The sequence below is a fragment of the Rheinheimera sp. NSM genome (assembly GCF_052380015.1).
GTDB lineage: Bacteria > Pseudomonadota > Gammaproteobacteria > Enterobacterales > Alteromonadaceae > Alishewanella.
The window spans coordinates 307,787-326,280 of the sequence record NZ_JBQTCI010000001.1; the positions used below are offsets into that span (position 1 = coordinate 307,787).

Genomic DNA, 18,494 nt, shown 5'->3' on the forward strand with positions numbered 1-18,494 from the left:
CTGACGCCAGCTGGTTTAGGCTGATGTATTACACTTCGGAGCTTGAATATGCTGGCACGGATTATTTTTTTGTTAGCTTGCTGTGCCTTCCTGAACAGTGCGGCCAGTAAGACACAGCCGGAATTCAGCTGGCCGCATGGCGCTAAAGCGGCTGTCAGCCTGGCCTATGACGATACGCTGGCCTCGCAGCTGGATATTGCCATTCCGGCACTCAATGCGCACGGTCTTAAAGCCAGTTTTTACCTGCAGTTGTCCAGCCCGCTGTTAACGGCGCGTTTAAGCGACTGGCGCACTGCTGCCACGCAGGGCCATGAGCTGGGTAACCATACCTTGTTTCATCAATGCTCGGCCTCCAAACCCGGCCGAGAATGGGTGGCGGCAGAAAATGACTTAGACAACCTCAGCGCTGCGCAGCTGGTACAGCAAATTCGTTTAGCCAACAGCATGTTATTTGCCATCGACGGCAAAACCGGGCGCACCTTTACCGCACCTTGCGGTGACGAGCTTGCCGGTGGTCAGCCATATTTGCCGTTAATTTATCATGATTTTGTGGCGATAAAGGCCAAAACAGGCACTATTATCGCTGATATGGCAAAGTTGGATGTGCATGCAGTAGAAGTAATAGCACCGGTGGGCAGCAGTGGCGCAGAGTTAATCGCCTTGGTTAAACAGGCCGCGCAGTACGGCACTATGGTTAATTTTACCTTTCATGGCGTCGGGGGCGATCACTTAAGTGTGTCGGCCGAAGCCCACGCCCAATTGCTGGCCTATCTGGCTGCCAACCGCGATATTTACTGGACTGATACCTTTCTGAATATTATGCAGTATGTAACAACACAGCAGGCTGTTAACGCTGCAGGGCGTTGATAAAAGCCGGTTGGTCTTTCGGCGATACCAAGAGTTTTTTGCCATTAGCATAGCTAATTTCTAATCTGTCCAAAGATAAAGCAGGGCTTGAAATTGGGTTATCAGACGGTTTAACGCCAGCTATTTCTGACAGCTGAATCGTCCAGCGAAAGGGGCCACTTTTTACCTTCAACATTGTGCCATCTACCAGATAGTAAGTTGATGTGAGCAGCCACAGCGGCAGCAGTACCCCCATGATGCTGATAATGGCAAATAACAGATACGAGCTGGCGCTGGTGGTAATTACATTTACCGCAGCCAGCGTACAGACGATGGCAACTGCAATTAGGATAAAGACCAACAAGAAGTCTTTCTTAGAGTCAAAACGTTGCATCATATTCCTCCTGAGATGTCGTGCTTAGTCATAAAACAATGCTAACGGTATCCATGCTGTTTAATATTGGGTGTAATACTGCTGACTAATCGGCTGCTGCAAAATGGGCCATCTGCTCTGCGTGCGCTGACACGAAAGCCGGGCGCGCTGTTGCGCGGTTAACATAGCGTCGGCAGGCTGCGTACTCTGTCAATCCATCGAACCGGTCGACCAACCGCAGCACATCCGCCATTACAATATCGGCAACTGAGAAGGTGGCGGTTAACCATTCACGTCCGGCCAAAACCGACTCCAGCTGCTGTAGCCTGGACGCCAAAAACTTGTTCAGCTGTTGCCGTCCCTGCGTACTTTCATTGTCACCGGAGAATTTAAATATAGACCAGGGCAGGCTGGCCATCTCAACGGAATTAAGTGCTGCAAACAACCATGTAATAACATCATTGCGCTGGCGCGCGTCAGCCGGCATCAGTACCTCGCTGCGTCCGGCCAGATGAAGCAGAATAGCGCCACTTTCGAAGATGGACATATCACCGTCTGTCAGCCAAGGCACCTGACCGAATGGTTGGTGGGAGAAATGGCCGGCGGTCCGCTGGCGAAATGGCACGCTGTTAACGCGGTAGGGCAATCCGGCCTCTTTCAGCGCCCAACGAATGCGCAGGTCACGCACATAGCCGCGTGGTAGCTCAGGAACCCAATCAAAAGTTGTCAGGACCAGATCTGTCATTGTCAGTCTCCAACTGTGGCGTCATTGCCGGCTCTCACCATATAAATAAACGGCTGAGGCGTAGTTTGACAAACCATAGAAGAATTTTCAGGTTTTGTTACTGTTTATGCAGCGTAAATAATGTCAGCCCTTCTGCTTCAGAGGCTTTTGCAGACAGTATTTTATAGTAACCCATGGCAATACCGTCTTTGGCAAAGGCATAGCTTAGTGTGTTGGCCTTTTTCGGAAATACCGTGTTTTCTTCAGCATGCCGCAATTCAATATCTATCAGTTCTTCGTATATCCGCAGCGACGCCGGGGTTACTGCCACACCATCAATGTGAATAATGTCCATCGTACGTATCCTGTATATGCGGCGCAATTGATGCTGCTTATTATTTGTTTGCAACTCTGCATGCTTTTAGTGGGTATTTCAAGACAAGATCAGCTTTTGGCTTTTCGCCAGCATGGTAATTTATTGATGAATAATGGTTATTATGCCTGCTTTGTAACAGGGAATTGTGTATGAAAAAACTATCTGTGCTAATGCTGGTTGGCAGCTTAGCTGCTTGTGCTGCGCAAGCTACAACGACCTTGTCTTTTAGTGCTGATTTTAAAATTGCTTTACCGCCGTCGGTATTTGCCGGCGCTACGGTGTTTGCAGCAGATGGGCTGTCAGTCAAGACAGCGTCCGGGCAGTTGTTTTCCGGCAAAGTGCTGTCGGCTGAGTCTGAGCAGTTACCGGCCGACTTTGATATGCAGTTATATCCGCAATATGTGCTGAAGCTCAAAGCTGTCAGCGGCTTAAATGCACAGAATGCGCTGCTGTTTAGCAACACAGCAGAAGAGATTAATTACAGCTTCGATTTGTCTGATGTCAGCACTGAACAACTGCAGGGCTGGACACTTTACAGCTTATGCAAAACACAGCGCTGCCTGGCGTATGTGGTAAAATACAAAGCATCTGAATACATTTTGACAGTTCATGCCAATGGCATGAGCAAAACGGAGTTTACCGGTTTAGTAAAAGCAGGGTTGCAGTAACATCGCGCCGGTAAACTGCAATTGTCAACCGCACTATTTAATCTTGGCCGGATAACACTGTCACAACTACTGGCTGGCGGTTAGCCCATAACCCGTTGGCTTATAGCCTAAATTCCACTCGCGCTTGCCGCTGACAAAGGGGTTGTCGTGGCCCATATGTTGTTGGATGCGTTGGTTTAGCTCGCGCTCTTGCGCTGTTACCGGGTCTTGCTTGTGCCAGGCGATAAACAGCTGCTGCTGGGCGCGGGACAGGTTTAGGTTGTATTTGTCTGCCATGTAAAAGTAGATACGTGCTATATCACCACGCACCGGCGGGGCGGGCTCGAATACCTGTTGTTTAAAATCGACCTTTACCGGGCAGGCGCCGTGCTTTGCAGTGGTGGAGGGTAATACACCAAAGCGGTAGTTGCTGCGATCGCCGTTTACCTCGCCAATGGCCGGTACCAGGTTGTATAAATCGGCCTCCATGGCGCGAAATACACTGTCGGTTTTTACGCAGTTCTTGCGGCCACCGTCTTGCCAGCACTGGCGCTGGTGGCCAAAGTGGTGCGCCGGCATTACGTGTTCCCATTCTATCCGGCTGGCACGCGGGCCGTTTTTACGGACCTGATAACCACAACCGGCTAAATCGGGGATGCCTTTATTGCCTTGCCAGCGAATGTCGCAGTCGCAATAAAAGCTTTTTGCCTCCGGGGCATGAATGCGCTGGGCTAAACGTTTGGCCTGGTCAAAATTGGCGGGTGCAGCTAAAGCAAATACAGAAAACAGCAGCAAAAAGCTGCCGGTGCAAAAGGATAAAAACTTCATTCACTACCACTTACTTCAGTGAGAACAGCCAGAATTTGCTGTAGCTTAGTTAATCGCGCTGAACAGCAACTGACTTAATGCGTTTTACCGGCATTTTGTTCAATATCCTGCTGCAGCGGTTTGCGCAGCCCGAGTTTAAAGCTCAGTTCGGCGACAATAAACAACGGGCCAACCAGCAAACCAACTAAATCATCGACAAAGGCCGGCTTTTTGCCTTCGTAGTAATGGCCGATAAACTGCAACACCCAACCTACGACAAATAACGCGACAGAGCTGCCAAGCCAAAGCCAGAATGGCAAAGCTGCCAGTTGTGCCGCCAGCAGCAGGCTAATGCCGCTGAAAATAAACATCACCAGGCCAAAGCGAAGATCAAGCCGCAGGTAAAACGCCATACCGCCGATAAACAGTACTAACGCCGGGGTAATAACAATACCGGCCAGGCTGAATAACGGCCAGTACAGCAGTGAAAATACCGCCACCAATATCAGCGGTATACCGGCATAGTGGGTAAGAATATTGCGCTCGTCGCGGTGGTAGCGCGCGTACTGGCTTAAATGTTCGGTCAGGTTTTTCATGCTTATGTTACCTGCAGTTGTACGATATAAAGTAAGTAATTACTAAGCCTAAATCCACTGTAGCACGGGGTCAATGAGATACTTTGTTCCCGTTGTAGCTAAGTTGTAAATTTGGCGTATATGGGCAATAAATTGTGCGGTTAAAGGCGTAGGCTGATTGTGTGTTAACGGAGCTGGTAGTCAATAACACTTAGTGGTGCTGCGATTAGCGCACTGCTGCCCACTCACGGATGACTTGCATAAACTAATGAAAATAAAGGATAGACTCATGCAAGTAATCAGTACCTTGTTACAGCGTCGGCTGGTATGGCTGGCGCTGCTTGTTAGTTCAACGCTATTTACACCCGGCGCCAGCGCCGATGCTATTTTGCATGCCTTCGACTGGCATTATGATGAAGTGGCTGCCAAAGCCGGGGAAATAAAAGATCTGGGCTACAAAGCCGTGCTGGTGGCGCCGCCGCTGAAGTCTAATGCGGCTAACTGTGCCTGGTGGCAACGCTATCAGCCGCAGGATATCCGCGTGATTGATCACTGCAAAGGCAATAAGCAGTCGTTTGTAAATATGATTAATGCGCTGAACGATGCCAACCCGGCGCGTAAGGTAGCGGTGTACGCCGATATCGTACTGAACCATATGGCGAATGAGCGTAATGGCGCTACGGACTTTCCGGGCCAAAGCGCGCTGAATGATTATGGCAATAACAGCAGCTACTGGAACAACCAACGCCTGTTTGGCAATTTAAGCCAGGGCTTGTTTGGTAGCAGTGATTTTAATCCGGCCAATTGCATCAGCAATTATAACGATGTGTGGCAGGTACAAAACTGGCGGCTGTGCGGCGGTGGTGGTGATACCGGTTTGCCGGATCTCAACCCGAACAGCTGGGTGGTACAGCAGCAACGCAGTTACTTAACGGCGCTGAAAAACCTGGGTGTTGCAGGCTTTCGCGTGGATGCCGCCAAACATATGACCATCTGGCATATTAATGAAATCTTCACCGCCGGCATTAAAAACGGTATGTATTTGTTTGGTGAAATTATTACCAGCGGCGGCGCCGGGAATAACGAATACGACAGCTTTTTAGCACCTTATTTAGCCTACACCGACCATAAAGCCTACGACTTCCCGCTATTTAGCGCCATTCGCAGTGCCTTTGGTTTCGGCGGCAGTTTAAGCCAGTTGGTTAACCCGCTAAGCGCGGGCCAGGCGTTGCAAAACAGCCGCGCTGTGACCTTTACCGTTACGCATGATATTCCTACCAATGATGGCTTTCGTTATCTGATCATGGACCCGACCGACGAATATCTGGCCTATGCCTATGTAATGGGGCGCGACGGCGGTAAACCGCTTATTTTCAGTGACAGCACCGGCACCGATAACGGCCGTTGGGTTAACGCCTATAAGGCAGACCATATTAGTAAGATGCTGAACTTTCATAACCGCATGCAGGGCCAGGGCATGGAAATGCTGGCGTGGAATGATTGCGCCATACTATTCCGCCGTGGCCAGGAAGGCGTAGTGGGCATTAATAAATGCGGCAGCAGCCAGAGCTTTAATATTAATACTCATGGCCGCTTTTACTGGTACCGCAATTACCGCGACGTACTAAGCGGCGCCAACCTGGTGTATATCAACGGCGGCAGTTACAACTTCAGCATTCCGGCACGCCAGGCCAGAATGTGGTACGCCGATTAACACTGTGCTTCAGCGTCAGTCAGCACTGAACAGCGTCAGTAAGTCGTCGGCGCTGCCTTGCCACGGCTGGCCTTTACCACCGGCAAACAGTTGATAAGCCAGCTGGCGCTTATGCTGCTGTAACAACTGTACTTTTTGCTCTACCGTATTGCTGGCAATCAGCTTGTACACAAACACGGCTTTTTTCTGGCCAATGCGGTGGGCGCGGTCGGTAGCCTGGGCTTCGGCGGCCGGGTTCCACCACGGATCGTAGTGAATTACCGTATCGGCGGCAGTGAGGTTTAACCCGGTGCCTCCGGCTTTTAAGCTGATTAAAAACACCCGGGTTTCGCCACTTTGAAAGGCATCTATTTGCTGCTGGCGGTGCTTGGTTTGGCCGGTCAGTTTGCTGTAGCTGATGCCCAGCGCGTGCAGCTCGTCTTCTATCAGCGTTAGCATGCTGGCAAACTGGCTGAACAGTAAAATATTGCGGCCTTCTTCCAGCATTTCCGGTAGGGTATCGCGCAGCCATTGTAACTTGGCATTGCTTTGCACCGAGCGGGCATGCTCTACCGGCACCAGTCTGGCATCGCAACAGGCCTGGCGTAGTTTTAATAAGGCATCTAAAAACTGAATTTGGCTGGCGGCAACGCCTTTTTGCACAAAGAGTTCACGCACCTTGGTTTCCATCACCAGCCGGATGCTTTCGTACAGGTTGCGCTGATCGCTCTCCAGTTCCAGCAGTTGAATGATCTCGGTTTTATCCGGTAGCTCAGCGGCAACCTGGCCCTTGGTGCGGCGTAACATAAAGGGCGCAATGCGGCTCTTTAACGCATGGGCGCGTTCGGCATCACCGTGTTTTTCAATCGGTTTGCGGTACACCTGGTTAAAGTGGGCATCGTTGCCCAGCAGGCCGGGCAAGACAAAATCGAAAATCGACTTTAGCTCGCCCAAATGGTTTTCCAGCGGCGTACCCGACAGCGCCAGTTTCATGTCGGCTTTTAACAGCCGCACAGCCTTGGCGGCCAGGCTGCCGGCATTTTTAATATGCTGGGCTTCATCCAGAATGACTGCGCTTAACGGCTGGCTTTGGTAGTACTTATGGTCGCGTACTACCAGCGGATAGCTGGTCACCAGCAAGTCATAATCGGCCAGTTCATTAAACAGTGGCTGACGCTTATTACCATGAATTTGCAGCACCCGCAGTTGCGGCGTAAAGCGGGCGGCTTCGGCCAGCCAGTTACCTAATACGCTGGTAGGGCAGATAATCAGCGCCGGGTGTTGCAGCTCGCCACGCTGTTTTTGCAGCAACAGCAAGCTTAAGGTTTGCAGCGTTTTGCCCAGGCCCATATCGTCGGCCAAAATGCCGCCCAGACCATATTCGCGCAGAAAGTTCAGCCAGCTCAAGCCCTGTAACTGATAATCGCGCAGCGATGCCTGCAGGCCCTGCGGCACCAGGCAGGGCGTAATGCCGGCAAAATTGTGCAGCAAATTGCTTAAGCGTTGTACGCGCTGGGCATTTAAAAACTGAATGTCTTTGGCGGTTTCCGGCGGCAATAGCGCCGCTTTAAAGGCCGGTAAGTCGAGGCTGAACTGCGGTTTATGCGGGTTTAGCAGTTCAATAATGGTATCAATAAACGGCTGGATCAGCGCCAGCGGCAAAGCCAGTTTACCCTGGGGTAACGACAACCAAATCGGTTTGTCCGCGTCCGGCAGGCCGTGCTGGCGCAGCCATTGGCTGATCAGCGGCAGCAGCGGTACCTGGGTGCCGTCGATATCTACCTGTATCGCCAGCGCAAAGCCGCCCACGGCATTGTCCTGCACCTGTAAATACGGATTACCGGTTAAAATGTCGAGGTTAAAATTCTCATCGCGTGCAATATGCCAGCCTTGCTGCTCAAGCGTAGGCAGCGCATCCAGCAGCGGTTGCCATAACAACGGGTTGTCCGGGCCTTCGCCCACGGCAAAGGCGCTTTGTTCAGCATAAGGCGGTGGCAGCGGCGGCAGTTGCAACAACTCCAGTTGCAGCAGCTGCTCCAGCGCCGTGGTTTCTGTGGCGCGGTCGCGTTTAATAAAAATGGTGTTGCTGTCGCGCGTCAGCTCGGTTTGCGCCTGGCTTAAATCCAGCGGCAGCAAATAGTCGGCATACTGAAACTGCAGTACGGCAGTGGGCTCGCTGCGGCCTTTGGCTTTGTGCGGCAGCATTTTCAGCTGCAATACCGGCTTGGGGGCGGTGCTGACTTGCTTGATACCGGCTGCTTTGGGCAGCGGCAGGCTGGTTTGCTTAAACAACTGCTGCAAACGGCTGATGCCGCCGGCTAAGGCCTGCTGCGGAATAGGCGGAATTTTATTCAGCAACTTAAGCTGTTGGCTGCTGAGTGTGGTGTCCAGCTCGCCCAGTTGGTAATAACTGGTGTCGAGGTAGCAAGGCGGATCGGTGTACACCAGCTCAAAATCGCGCTCGTTATCATCCAGCTGCCAACCCAGTTGCTGGCCGCCGGCGCTGTCTTGCCAGCTAAAGTTTAACGGCCTTTTCGGCCCGCGCTCAACCGCATAGCGCGCTTCAGAGAAAAAGCAGCGGCCGCTTTGCAGCAACTGTTGCAGCAATTGGTAACCCCAGTCGCCTTCCAGCAGCGGCAAATCGCGCAGGCTTTGGGCGCGGAAATAACTCAGCAGGCGGTAATCCTGCTCTTCTATCCAATAAGGCACGCTGGGGCTGACTAAATCGTACTTGCCAATAGCCACCCCCTTGGTAAAACCGCCTTTTTTGCTTTCGCGCACGCGGCGCGGGCTTAGCTGCAAGCCCGCCTGGCCGTAAGACAGCAAATACAGCACTATGTCTTTATCCTGCTGTGGCGGTGCCAGCGACTGTTCTACCTGCTCAAACCACTGGTTTATTGCGCGCAGCGGTTGCTGCTCCAGCTGTAATTTATGTTGCTGGTAGTCGCGCTGCAGCCGTAGCAATACCGCCAGCACATGCTTGCAGTTGGCGCCCACCGGACAGGTGCAGCGGTTTTGCAGTTGCCAGCCGTCGCTGTGTTGTTTCAGGCTGATATATTGCCGGTACGGCGTAAAAGCAGCGCCCCACACCTGGGCGCTGATATCGGATAAGTCGCTGTTGTATTCCAGCTTTACCACTTTACCGGCCTGCAGGTAAGCCTGAGCACGGTGAAAAGTCACCGCGTCAAACCAGAGTTCCAACTGTTGCTGGCTAAGGGGAAACGCTGTATCTGTTGTCATAACGCCTGAATGTTAAGCACAAAGGCGTAATGCTACCGCAGTTTTGCCTGAAGCCAAATGCGGTAGCGTGAAATAAACAAAATTTGTCTGGTTAACCGGCTTAATCGTTAATTTTTACCGGGCCGTTTATGGCATTCAGCTTTAAACCACCGGAGCCGCTGTCGAGAATGGTCAGGCCGCCGGCACCGTCTACGTTAATATCGCCGGAGCCGTCATCAATAGTAACGATACCGCCCACTGCGCTGACGACGATATCGCCGGAACCATCTTCAATGGTTACATCACCGGCCACATTGCGGATAGTCAGATCACCGGAGCCATCATCTACCGTCAGTTTGCCGCTAACCTGCTCAATCAGCAGATTGCCTGAGCCATCCTCCACCTTCACATTGGCGCCGCCACTAATGCGTAAATCGCCGGAACCATCTTCTACCTGTAAATCGCCCTGCAGGCCACGGATGTCGGTGTCGCCGGAGCCGTCATCCAGCGTCAGGCCGAAGTGTTCAGGTACTTTAACAACCACGTCGATATAGGGGCTGTTGCCGCTGTAAAAGGCTTTATCGAACCCGGCCTCCAGCACCGCATTGTTGCCACGGCTTGTCAGGCTCAAGCGAATATCGTCAGCCTTGTAGTAATAAATGTTGGCGACCATTTCCACTTCGCTGCGGCCGGCTTCACCAATAATATCCAGTTTCCCGGCGCCGGTATCTGCCACCAGCTGTGTTAAGGCTGCGCCATCTAATGTCAGTTTGCGTTCTTCATGTTGTAAGTCACCGGCGTGGCCATTGCCAACATAAATAACACAGCCACTGAGTAAGCCGGCAGCGAGTACAGTAATAACAGTGCTTTTCATATGATTTCCTTGTTGTTTGTCTGGTTTGTTCAATAATGGCTAAGTTTGCCAAAGCGTTTAACAACAGCAGTGCAAAATAAATGCCTGAATTTAAGTTATTGTAATTAAACATTTATATTTTAAAGTGGCATTAAAGCTTGGCGATTGTGACCACTATATGGCTGAATTGACGATACCGGTTAGGCTTTTGCTAACAATAACCGCCACTGCTGGAGTGTTAACAAAAAGCGGGCTATGTTTAAGCGGGCCGGGTTTAAACATGCGCTGTTTAAACAAAGGGTAACAGCGCCATCAGGCATTACAGCAGAATAATGTCGCAGCATAATAAGGATTGTTCACTATGTTAAAGAAAGTATTGGTTGTAGTGGTAGCGTTGTTGGCGATCCCCTTGCTGGCGGCATTGTTTGTCAAACAGGATTATCAGGTTGAAGCCAGGGTGCAGATTAACCAACCGGTAATGCTGGTATTTGACTATGTGCGCTTTGTCAGTAATCAACAAAACTTCAGTGTCTGGGCGGCGCTGGACCCGAATATGCAAACAGCATCACGCGGCGTGGATGGCACAGTCGGCTTTGTCTCATCATGGCACAGTGAGAACCCGGATGTCGGCACCGGTGAACAGGAAATTATCGCCATCACTGAGGGGCAGCGAATAGAGCTGGAGCTGCGCTTTTATGAGCCTTTTACTGCCGTGTCGCCGGCTTATATGCAAACTGAAGCCATTAACGATAACCAAACCCTGGTTCGCTGGGGCTTTGCCGGCCATATGCCGTACCCGATGAATTTAATGCTGTTGTTTATTGATGTCGAAAGCATGATCGCCGACGATTTACAGCAAGGCTTAGACAACCTGAAACTGATTTTGGAAGCGCCGGTGCCTTAACATTGTTATACGCCGGCTTAAAAATAGTAATCCAGGCTGAGTTGCAGGAAATCGCCACGGCGCAGCAAGTACAGCGGATCTTCGCTGTGCTTAGCGCGGAAAAACCATGCATCCAGGCTCAGGCGGCTACTGTTGCCAAGCCGTGTTGACGCCTCCAGTTTGCCGCTTTGGCTGCTGCCGTTATCCAGATCTTGCGCTACGCCCAGCAAGATCTCAGTGCCGGCGGCGTCGTTGACCACAAAGCGGCCACCAATAAAAATATCGTTCTGGCCGGGGAGCGGCGCTTGTTGCCCGCGACTGTCGTATTGGTACTCGGCTATCCAGCCCAAATCCCAATTGCTGCCAAACAGGCCGACATGGGTATATTCAAAGCCGGCGGTGGCGGCAACAAAGTCTTGCCGGCGGGTTTTGCGATAAATCGTTTCCAGTTTCCAAATCCAGCTGCCGCTAAGCCATAAGCTATCCAGCCCCAGCTGCTGCATGTGCAGGTACAGTGGTTGCAGCGTACCTTGTGCTGTGGGTTGTAATAACGGTTCGCGGTTGTTGCCTTCGAAGTAACTCAACCCCAGCTCCAGCGCATCAAAACGCTGGCTCCAGCGCAGCGCGAAGTCAAGGTTGCGCTCTGCCTGTGCCGATTCGTATTCCGGTTGGCTCTGGTTGATAAACAGCGGCGGCCTTAAGCGGCCATCGGGCCCGGCGAAGCTGCGCTCACGAAAATACGGCAGCAAAAACAACGCCAGGCTGCCGCCGCTGCCATGCAGGTTCCAGTTCAGCATCGGCTGGCCCAGTTTGGTTTCGCCGTCAATATGCGCCACAGCATCGGTTTGATTAATTACATCGACCAGGTGTTGTGATTCGGTCACGCCCCAAAACACTATGTCGACGCCGGCTTTAATGTCGAAACCGTCGCCGACGTATTGCCAGTAAGCCTGGCGTAAATCCAGCAAATTACGTTCGCTATCACGCTGATCCCAACGCAGGTAAGGCTGCAGCGCCAACTGATGCCGGCGGTCAGCACTTTGCCAATACCAGTCGGCGCTAAAGGCGGCACTGCTGTAGTGCCGTGCCTGCGGTGGTTCGCCTTGCTGCGGGTAATAACGCTGCTGCAGTTGCAGGCTGTAATCGGCGTTGATGTCCTGATACCAGGGCGCCGGGTTATCTTGTGCTGTAACGTTAAGCGGCCATACCGGGCCGGCAGCCAGCAGGGTTAACAGTAGGCGGTTAATTATGGCTGTGCTGTGCATCACCGCACACGCTCCAGCGCATTAACATCAAAGTCAGCTTCGGTGCGGCCGGTACCAAAGCGGATATTTTGCAACAGCAAGTCGGTGCTTTTGCCGGTTTGGTGATTGTGCATGGTCATTTTGTGTGGCCGCCAGTACTTATCCAGATACTGTTGATAGTCGTGCATAGTCAGGGTTTTCAGCAGGCTGTTTTTCCGGTCGTAGTAATCGACTTTTTGGACGCGGTAATGCTGTTGGTCCAGCCAAACGTGGGTAGTGCTGTAACCGGAGAAGCTGTCGGTAGGGGTTTGCTCCAGCACATAGCACTGCTGGTCATTACACTCTTCTTCGCGCAGGTAACGAAAGGCAAATTTTTCCAGCTCGAACGAGGTCATATCTTCATAGGCAAATTCGCTGGCCATAAAGGGGCCGGACTTATTGCGGGTGGCTATGCGTCGGGTACGGCGCAGGCTGGGCAAATACAGCCACTGGTCGTCCTCTGCGGTGGGGTGCGAATGGGTAAGAAAGGCCGAACCGCGCACATCGCGCGGTTCATCAAAAATGGTCAGAGCTTTATCGCCATCCTCTGCCATTTCAAATGCCAGGGTGCGCATACGGCGCTCGGTTTGCTGGCCGGCGGCATTGCGCAGTACCATAATCAGTTCACTTTCGCTGTCGCCCCAGCCGCTGTCGCGCGCTTTCTGCTCCTTTGCTATCTGCAGACCTTTGGCGGCATCGTCTGCCAGCGCCGTTGCTGTCAGCAGCAGGCAACACAGTAGAGCAGTGGTGCGGCAAAGTGGCTTATACATGGTGTTTCTCCGTGGTGTTATCAAAGCGCAACAGGCAAGCCGGCAGCAGCAGAAAATCAATAATTAAGGCGATAAAGATAATAAGTGCCGTCAGCATGCCCATATCTGAGTTTAGCCGGAAACCGGAAAACATCAGCACGCCAAAGCCGGCCACCAGTACCAGGGTTGTGATCCACAGCGCGCGGCCAACGCTGTGAAAGGCATAACGTACGGCGGCTTCGGCATCGCGGCCTTCTTGTCTGGCATGCTGATATTTACTGAGAAAATGCACAGTGTCATCGACAATAATACCCAAGCTCATACCGGCTACCACCGACAATGCCAGATTAATTTCGCCGCTGATCAAACCCCACAGACCAAAACCCACCAGTGCCGGGGCCAGGTTCGGCACTATGCTGAGCAAGCCCAGCCGCCAAGATTGCAGGCTGAGGATCAGCAGCAATGAAATCAGCACTAAAGCCAGTGGCAAGGTTTTTAACATCGACGCCATATTGCGCTCGCCGATATGGGCGAACATCAGGGCGGCACTGGCAGCGCTGACCTGATACTGCGGATACTGCTCTGTCATATACTGCAGTGCCCGCGCCTCCAACCCGGTCAGCTCTTTACTGCCGAGGTTAAGCAAGGTAGCACTGATGCGGGTAGCGCTTTTATCAATATTAAGCTGGTTGTTGAGATCCAGCCCGAACGGCAGCGACATCTCGTACATCAATAAAAACTGTGCCGCTTGTTCGCTGTTGTCCGGCAGGCGGTAATAAGCTTCACTATCGCCGTGCATACTTTTGTTCAGCCGTTTCATCACATCAGTAATGGTATTGACATGGGTCACCTCCGGCTGCGCCAATAACCATTGGCTGAAATCGGCCACCGCCGCTAAAAACGCCGGCTGGTTTACCGCATTGCTTTGCCCGGCGTTAACGGAGAAGTCCATCAGCGTAAAGCCGCTGAGGTTTTGCTCCAGATAGTCATTCGATTGGCGAAACTCTGTCGATTTGGCAAAATACTTAATGGCTTCATCATTGACTTTGTTCAGGCTGATAAGGGCAGTGCAAAGTAGAATAAAGATACTCAGGCCCGGCAATAGCAGCCGCTGATAGCGGATAACCTTGTCGGCCAGCCAGTCCATGGCGCCGTGCGTGTCGGCAGTGGCCTTACCGGCTTTAAGCGGCAAAAACAGTAATAGCGCCGGCAGCAGTACCAGACTGTAGAGGCAGGCCAGCATAACGCCCACGGCGGTCATATTACCCAGATCGCGCAGGATCGGCACTTCAGAAAAATTCAACGTTAAAAAGCCTATTGCGGTGGTAACACTGGTAATCAATACCGGTTTCAGGTTGCGTTGGATACTGTAGTGCAACGCGCTGAGTTTAGTGTCGCCGCGGCGCAGGGCAAATTGTGCCGAGGCAATAATATGCACCGAGTCGGCCACGGCTAGTGTCATTAAAATAGTCGGCACATTAATAGTCGCGGTACTGAGGAAGATGCCGGCCCAACCGGCCAGACCCAGAGCTGAGGTTACGGTAACAATAATAATGACCAGGGTAGCAAAAGAGGCAGCAACCGAGCGCAGCAGCCAGGCCAGCATCAGTAAAATACCCAACAACATCAGCGGTACCAGTTTTTTCGCATCATTCTCTGCCTCGGAAGCAAAGGCGTGGTTCATGGCGATAACACCGGTCAGGTGAAATTCTACCCCGGGGTAGCGTGTGGCAAAGTCGTCGGTTTGCTGGCGTACGTACTGCCACACATCCTGTACTTCTTTATTTTGATCTTTCTCCGGTAGCTGCACGGTAATATTAATCGCCGCCACGGCGCCGCTGGCGGAGACCAGCCGGTTTACCAGTGCCGGTTCGTGCAAGGCAATTTGTTTAATCCGTACTATGCTGTCCGGCGTTAAGCTGGCCGGGTCGTAAAGTAAATCGGCTACCAGCAAATCGTCGCCTTCAGCTTCGGTGTGCTGGTAATTAGTGATGGAATCGACGCGGATGGTGTAGGGCGTAAGCCAGGCTGCTTCCGTCAGTTGTTGCAGCAGCGTCAGGGTCTCAGGACTAAAAACATCGCCACTTTTTGGCACTACGGCAATCAGCAAATTATCGCTTTTATTAAAATCATACTGCATTTGCTCAAATGCCAGCAGTTGCGGGTTCTCGGGCGAGAAGAAAATACGGTAGTCACCGCGAAAGTACAGCTTGCCCATGCCGACACTGCACAATGCGATTAACAGCAGTGAGAAAAACAGTGCCCACCAGGGGTGGCGCAAGCAGCGGTGTAAGCCTGGCGATGTCATCCGGCCTCCGTATTATGGGTGTTGGGGGTACGGCAAAAAACGGCTGCCGCGGGTTTGCTGCAACAAGCTTAGCATAACCGTTTTTATCCGCTGTGATCCGGCAGATTAAGCTTCTTTGTGGCATAACAAGCTAATAAATCACCCATTTGCTTGCATATATTTAACAATTGAATAAATATTAGTTATCTTTTGATTGCTAGCGGAGACAGGATGTCACTGGCCGTTGTTTACAGCCGCGCCCGCCATGGCCTGGATGCCCCCCTGGTGACGGTGGAAGTGCATATCAGTAATGGCTTGCCGGCATTTCAGTTAGTCGGCTTGCCGGAAACCTCAGTAAAGGAGTCACGTGACCGTGTGCGCAGTGCCATGGTGAACAGTGGTTTTGCCTTTCCCGACCGTAAAATTACCGTAAATTTAGCCCCGGCCGATTTACCCAAAGAAGGCGGCCGGTTTGATTTGCCGATAGCGTTGGGCATCATCGTTGCCTCCGGCCAGTTGGCAGAGAAAAGCCTGCACGGCTATGAGTTTTGCGGCGAGCTGGCGCTGTCCGGTGAGATCCGCAGCATAGTAGGCGAAATTCCGGTGGCTATAGCCTGCCGTGATGCCGGCCGCGAAGTGGTGCTGCCAATGCTAAACGCACAGCAGGCGCAGCAAGTGCCCAAGGTGGCGGTGCATGGCGCGGAGCATTTGCTGCAGGTACACAGCTTTTTGCTGGCACAACAACCGCTGCCGCCAATCCCCGTCTTACCGGCACGCGAACAACAACATTTGCCGGATCTGGCTGATGTAAAAGGCCAGGCTCATGCCAAACGGGTGTTAGAGATTGCCGCCGCCGGTGAGCATAACCTGCTAATGCTGGGCCCGGCCGGTACCGGTAAATCAATGCTGGCGCAGCGTTTGCCCGGTATTATGCCGCCGCTGACAGAACAGGAAGCACTGGCCACAGCGGCCATTTATTCTATTGCCGGGTTAAAGCGTAATTTAACTGACTGGCAGCAACGACCGTTCAGATCGCCGCATCACACCAGCTCTGCAGTGGCATTGGTAGGTGGTGGTTCTGTACCCAGGCCGGGCGAAATATCGTTGTCGCACCATGGTATTTTATTTTTAGACGAGTTACCGGAATTTCCGCGTAAGGTGCTGGATGTATTACGCGAACCGCTGGAAACCGGGGTGGTACATATCAGCCGCGCAGCGCGCCAGGCCGAGTTTCCGGCACAGTTTCAGCTGGTGGCAGCACTAAACCCCAGCCCAACGGGGCACCATCAGGACGGCCGTGCTACACCTGAGCAAGTAATGCGCTATTTAAACCGCTTATCCGGGCCTTTTATCGATCGCATTGAATTGCAAATTGAAGTGCCGCTATTGCCTAAAGGTATGCTAAGCCAGCAGACGCAGGAGGAAAGCAGTGCCAGTGTGCGCGAGCGGGTGCTGGCTGCCAGACAGTTGCAACTGGCGCGCCAGGGTAAGGCTAATGCCCGCTTAAGCGGCAGCGAAATCGCCGATTTTTGCCCGTTACAGCGAGCCGACGCGCAATTTTTGGAAGATACTATTCACCGCTTTAAGCTGTCGGCGCGCACCTACCATAAGATTATTAAAGTCGCGCGCAGCATTGCAGACTTACAGCAACAAGCGCAAATAAGCCGCGCGCATTTAATGGAGGCATTAAGTTATCGCGCGCTGGAGCGACTACTAAGTTACCTTAAAAGTTAATTTAATATATTAAATGGCATCATAACATTTACATTGTGACGTTATTGGGTAAAATAATCTGGCTTTAGCATTAGGCACGCCGGTAGCAAAACAATATTGACGGCGGTTATTAAAGAATTATGTTTTATCTAAGGACAGATAAATGTGGATTAGACAGAACGGATTATTGTGCCACACCGAAACCAAGCGGGTTGTCTCGCCAGCAGATGTTGGCCAACCGATATACTTTGAAAATTTAGGCGAACTGTATTTTTCGGCAGCAGATGAAGTAATAAAGATGTCTGCCAGCGAATTTGATCAGTTTTGTCTGGAGTATGAAAAGGCGCTGTAGCATTCAACTGATGCTGCAGCGCCTCAGGGTTATAGTAGTTTCCAGTTCAGGGTCTCGCCGGCATAAAACGGTACTATCGGGTTACCGTTTGGCAGGGTAATTTCATGTGGCACCTGCCACTGCTGTTTTTGCAGCGTTACCGTACCGCTGTTGCGCGGCAGGCCGTAAAAGTCGGCGCCGTAATGGCTGGCAAAGCCTTCCAGCTTATCCAGGCAACCTAAATCATCAAACACCTGGGCATACAGCTCTATTGCACTGTGGGCGCTGTAACAGCCGGCGCAACCACAGGCTGACTCTTTACGGTGTTTTTCATGCGGCGCGGAATCTGTGCCTAAAAAGAACTTAGTCGAACCGCTGGCTACAGCAGCACGCAGAGCTTCCTGGTGCGTACGGCGTTTTAGTACCGGCAGGCAGTAGTTGTGTGGCCGTACACCGCCAACCAGTAAATCATTCCGGTTTAATAATAAATGCTGCGGCGTAATAGTGGCTGCGACATTGGCAGAAGCCGTGGCAACAAAACTGGCGGCATCAGCGGTAGTAATGTGCTCAAACACCACTTTCAGTGTTGGCAGCCGCGCCACGATATGCTGCAGGTAGCGGTCGATAAACACTTTTTCGCGATCGAAAATATCAATGTCATGATCAGTCACTTCGCCATGCACTAACAGCAACATGCCTTGCTCTGCCATGGCTTCAAACACCGGATACAAACTGCCCAGCGCGCTGACGGCATCGCTGGAATTGGTTGTGGCGCCGGCCGGATACAACTTGGCGGCTACCACTCCGGCGGCTTTGGCGGCGCTGATATCGGCAGCGCTGGTTTTATCGGTTAAAAACAAGGTTACCAGCGGCTGAAAGTCGCTGCCGGCCGGCCGTGCCGCTAAAATCCGCTCGCGATAGGCCAAAGCCATGGCGGCCGTGGTTACCGGCGGCACTAAATTAGGCATAACAATAGCGCGGGCAAACTGGCGGGCTGTGGCCGGCACGGTTTCGCGCAGCATATCGCCGTCACGAAAATGTAAGTGCCAGTCATCCGGGGTTTGTAAGGTAAGAGTTGTCATTGGGGCGCTCCTGCAGCTGCTGCGGCGAAAAAAGTGGCGCTATGATATCAAGT

At 52.2% G+C, this 18,494-nt stretch carries 17 protein-coding genes; 6 read left to right on the forward strand and 11 right to left on the reverse strand.

All coding sequences use genetic code 11. From position 1 onward, the window contains the following. Positions 1 to 48: 48 nt before the first annotated feature. Complete coding sequence (locus ACTZWV_RS01360; protein ID WP_444784812.1) at positions 49 to 867, forward strand: polysaccharide deacetylase family protein; 819 nt, start codon at positions 49 to 51, stop codon at positions 865 to 867. On the opposite strand, the gene ACTZWV_RS01365 is transcribed toward ACTZWV_RS01360, so the two are convergent. From ACTZWV_RS01365 to ACTZWV_RS01375, 3 genes are all read right to left on the reverse strand, one after another. Beyond that, entirely contained in the window at positions 848 to 1,243 is a 396-nt protein-coding gene (locus tag ACTZWV_RS01365; RefSeq protein ID WP_444784813.1) for a PH domain-containing protein, read from the reverse strand. The genes ACTZWV_RS01360 and ACTZWV_RS01365 overlap by 20 nt on opposite strands. Positions 1,244 to 1,325: 82 nt before the next feature. After that, complete coding sequence (locus ACTZWV_RS01370) at positions 1,326 to 1,964, reverse strand: glutathione S-transferase family protein (RefSeq protein WP_444784814.1); 639 nt, start codon at positions 1,962 to 1,964, stop codon at positions 1,326 to 1,328. A 97-nt stretch (positions 1,965 to 2,061) separates the two neighbouring features. Beyond that, positions 2,062 to 2,298, reverse strand: a complete 237-nt coding sequence (locus tag ACTZWV_RS01375; protein ID WP_444784815.1) for a hypothetical protein — start codon at positions 2,296 to 2,298, stop codon at positions 2,062 to 2,064. A 170-nt stretch (positions 2,299 to 2,468) separates the two neighbouring features. On the opposite strand from ACTZWV_RS01375, the gene ACTZWV_RS01380 reads away from it, so the two are divergent. Beyond that, on the forward strand, positions 2,469 to 2,987 hold the full coding sequence (locus ACTZWV_RS01380) for a hypothetical protein (protein ID WP_444784816.1): 519 nt from the start codon (positions 2,469 to 2,471) through the stop codon (positions 2,985 to 2,987). 66 nt (positions 2,988 to 3,053) lie between these two features. Here ACTZWV_RS01380 and ACTZWV_RS01385 read toward each other — a convergent pair whose 3' ends face one another. Further along, positions 3,054 to 3,794: an endonuclease gene (locus ACTZWV_RS01385; protein ID WP_444784817.1), complete on the reverse strand. Its 741-nt coding sequence runs from the start codon at positions 3,792 to 3,794 to the stop codon at positions 3,054 to 3,056. A gap of 74 nt (positions 3,795 to 3,868) precedes the next feature. Then, the gene (locus tag ACTZWV_RS01390; RefSeq protein ID WP_444784818.1) at positions 3,869 to 4,369 is read right to left on the reverse strand and encodes an Mpo1 family 2-hydroxy fatty acid dioxygenase; all 501 of its coding nucleotides are present in this window, start codon (positions 4,367 to 4,369) and stop codon (positions 3,869 to 3,871) included. Between the two features lie 268 nt (positions 4,370 to 4,637). On the opposite strand from ACTZWV_RS01390, the gene ACTZWV_RS01395 reads away from it, so the two are divergent. After that, positions 4,638 to 6,062: an alpha-amylase family protein gene (locus tag ACTZWV_RS01395; RefSeq protein ID WP_444784819.1), complete on the forward strand. Its 1,425-nt coding sequence runs from the start codon at positions 4,638 to 4,640 to the stop codon at positions 6,060 to 6,062. A 15-nt stretch (positions 6,063 to 6,077) separates the two neighbouring features. Here ACTZWV_RS01395 and ACTZWV_RS01400 read toward each other — a convergent pair whose 3' ends face one another. Both ACTZWV_RS01400 and ACTZWV_RS01405 read right to left on the reverse strand, forming a co-directional pair. Then, positions 6,078 to 9,281, reverse strand: a complete 3,204-nt coding sequence (locus tag ACTZWV_RS01400) for a DEAD/DEAH box helicase (RefSeq protein ID WP_444784820.1) — start codon at positions 9,279 to 9,281, stop codon at positions 6,078 to 6,080. A 100-nt stretch (positions 9,282 to 9,381) separates the two neighbouring features. After that, positions 9,382 to 10,134, reverse strand: a complete 753-nt coding sequence (locus tag ACTZWV_RS01405; RefSeq protein WP_444784821.1) for a hypothetical protein — start codon at positions 10,132 to 10,134, stop codon at positions 9,382 to 9,384. A gap of 340 nt (positions 10,135 to 10,474) precedes the next feature. Between ACTZWV_RS01405 and ACTZWV_RS01410 the strand changes: the two genes are divergently transcribed. Then, positions 10,475 to 11,017, forward strand: coding sequence for an SRPBCC family protein (locus tag ACTZWV_RS01410; RefSeq protein WP_444784822.1), 543 nt, complete (start codon positions 10,475 to 10,477; stop codon positions 11,015 to 11,017). Between the two features lie 17 nt (positions 11,018 to 11,034). On the opposite strand, the gene ACTZWV_RS01415 is transcribed toward ACTZWV_RS01410, so the two are convergent. Genes ACTZWV_RS01415 through ACTZWV_RS01425 form a run of 3 tightly spaced genes read right to left on the reverse strand, consistent with a single transcriptional unit; the run spans position 11,035 to position 15,336 of the window. After that, the gene (locus ACTZWV_RS01415; RefSeq protein WP_444784823.1) at positions 11,035 to 12,264 is read right to left on the reverse strand and encodes a hypothetical protein; all 1,230 of its coding nucleotides are present in this window, start codon (positions 12,262 to 12,264) and stop codon (positions 11,035 to 11,037) included. Further along, on the reverse strand, positions 12,261 to 13,049 hold the full coding sequence (locus ACTZWV_RS01420; RefSeq protein ID WP_444784824.1) for an outer membrane lipoprotein-sorting protein: 789 nt from the start codon (positions 13,047 to 13,049) through the stop codon (positions 12,261 to 12,263). Before ACTZWV_RS01420 ends, ACTZWV_RS01415 begins: the two co-directional genes overlap by 4 nt. Further along, the gene (locus ACTZWV_RS01425; RefSeq protein ID WP_444784825.1) at positions 13,042 to 15,336 is read right to left on the reverse strand and encodes an efflux RND transporter permease subunit; all 2,295 of its coding nucleotides are present in this window, start codon (positions 15,334 to 15,336) and stop codon (positions 13,042 to 13,044) included. Before ACTZWV_RS01425 ends, ACTZWV_RS01420 begins: the two co-directional genes overlap by 8 nt. Positions 15,337 to 15,546: 210 nt before the next feature. Between ACTZWV_RS01425 and ACTZWV_RS01430 the strand changes: the two genes are divergently transcribed. Next, on the forward strand, positions 15,547 to 17,049 hold the full coding sequence (locus tag ACTZWV_RS01430; RefSeq protein WP_444784826.1) for a YifB family Mg chelatase-like AAA ATPase: 1,503 nt from the start codon (positions 15,547 to 15,549) through the stop codon (positions 17,047 to 17,049). Between the two features lie 142 nt (positions 17,050 to 17,191). Continuing rightward, the gene (locus ACTZWV_RS01435) at positions 17,192 to 17,380 is read left to right on the forward strand and encodes a hypothetical protein (RefSeq protein ID WP_444784827.1); all 189 of its coding nucleotides are present in this window, start codon (positions 17,192 to 17,194) and stop codon (positions 17,378 to 17,380) included. A 29-nt stretch (positions 17,381 to 17,409) separates the two neighbouring features. Here ACTZWV_RS01435 and pyrC read toward each other — a convergent pair whose 3' ends face one another. Next, complete coding sequence (gene pyrC, locus ACTZWV_RS01440; protein WP_444784828.1) at positions 17,410 to 18,441, reverse strand: dihydroorotase; 1,032 nt, start codon at positions 18,439 to 18,441, stop codon at positions 17,410 to 17,412. Positions 18,442 to 18,494 lie beyond the last annotated feature (53 nt).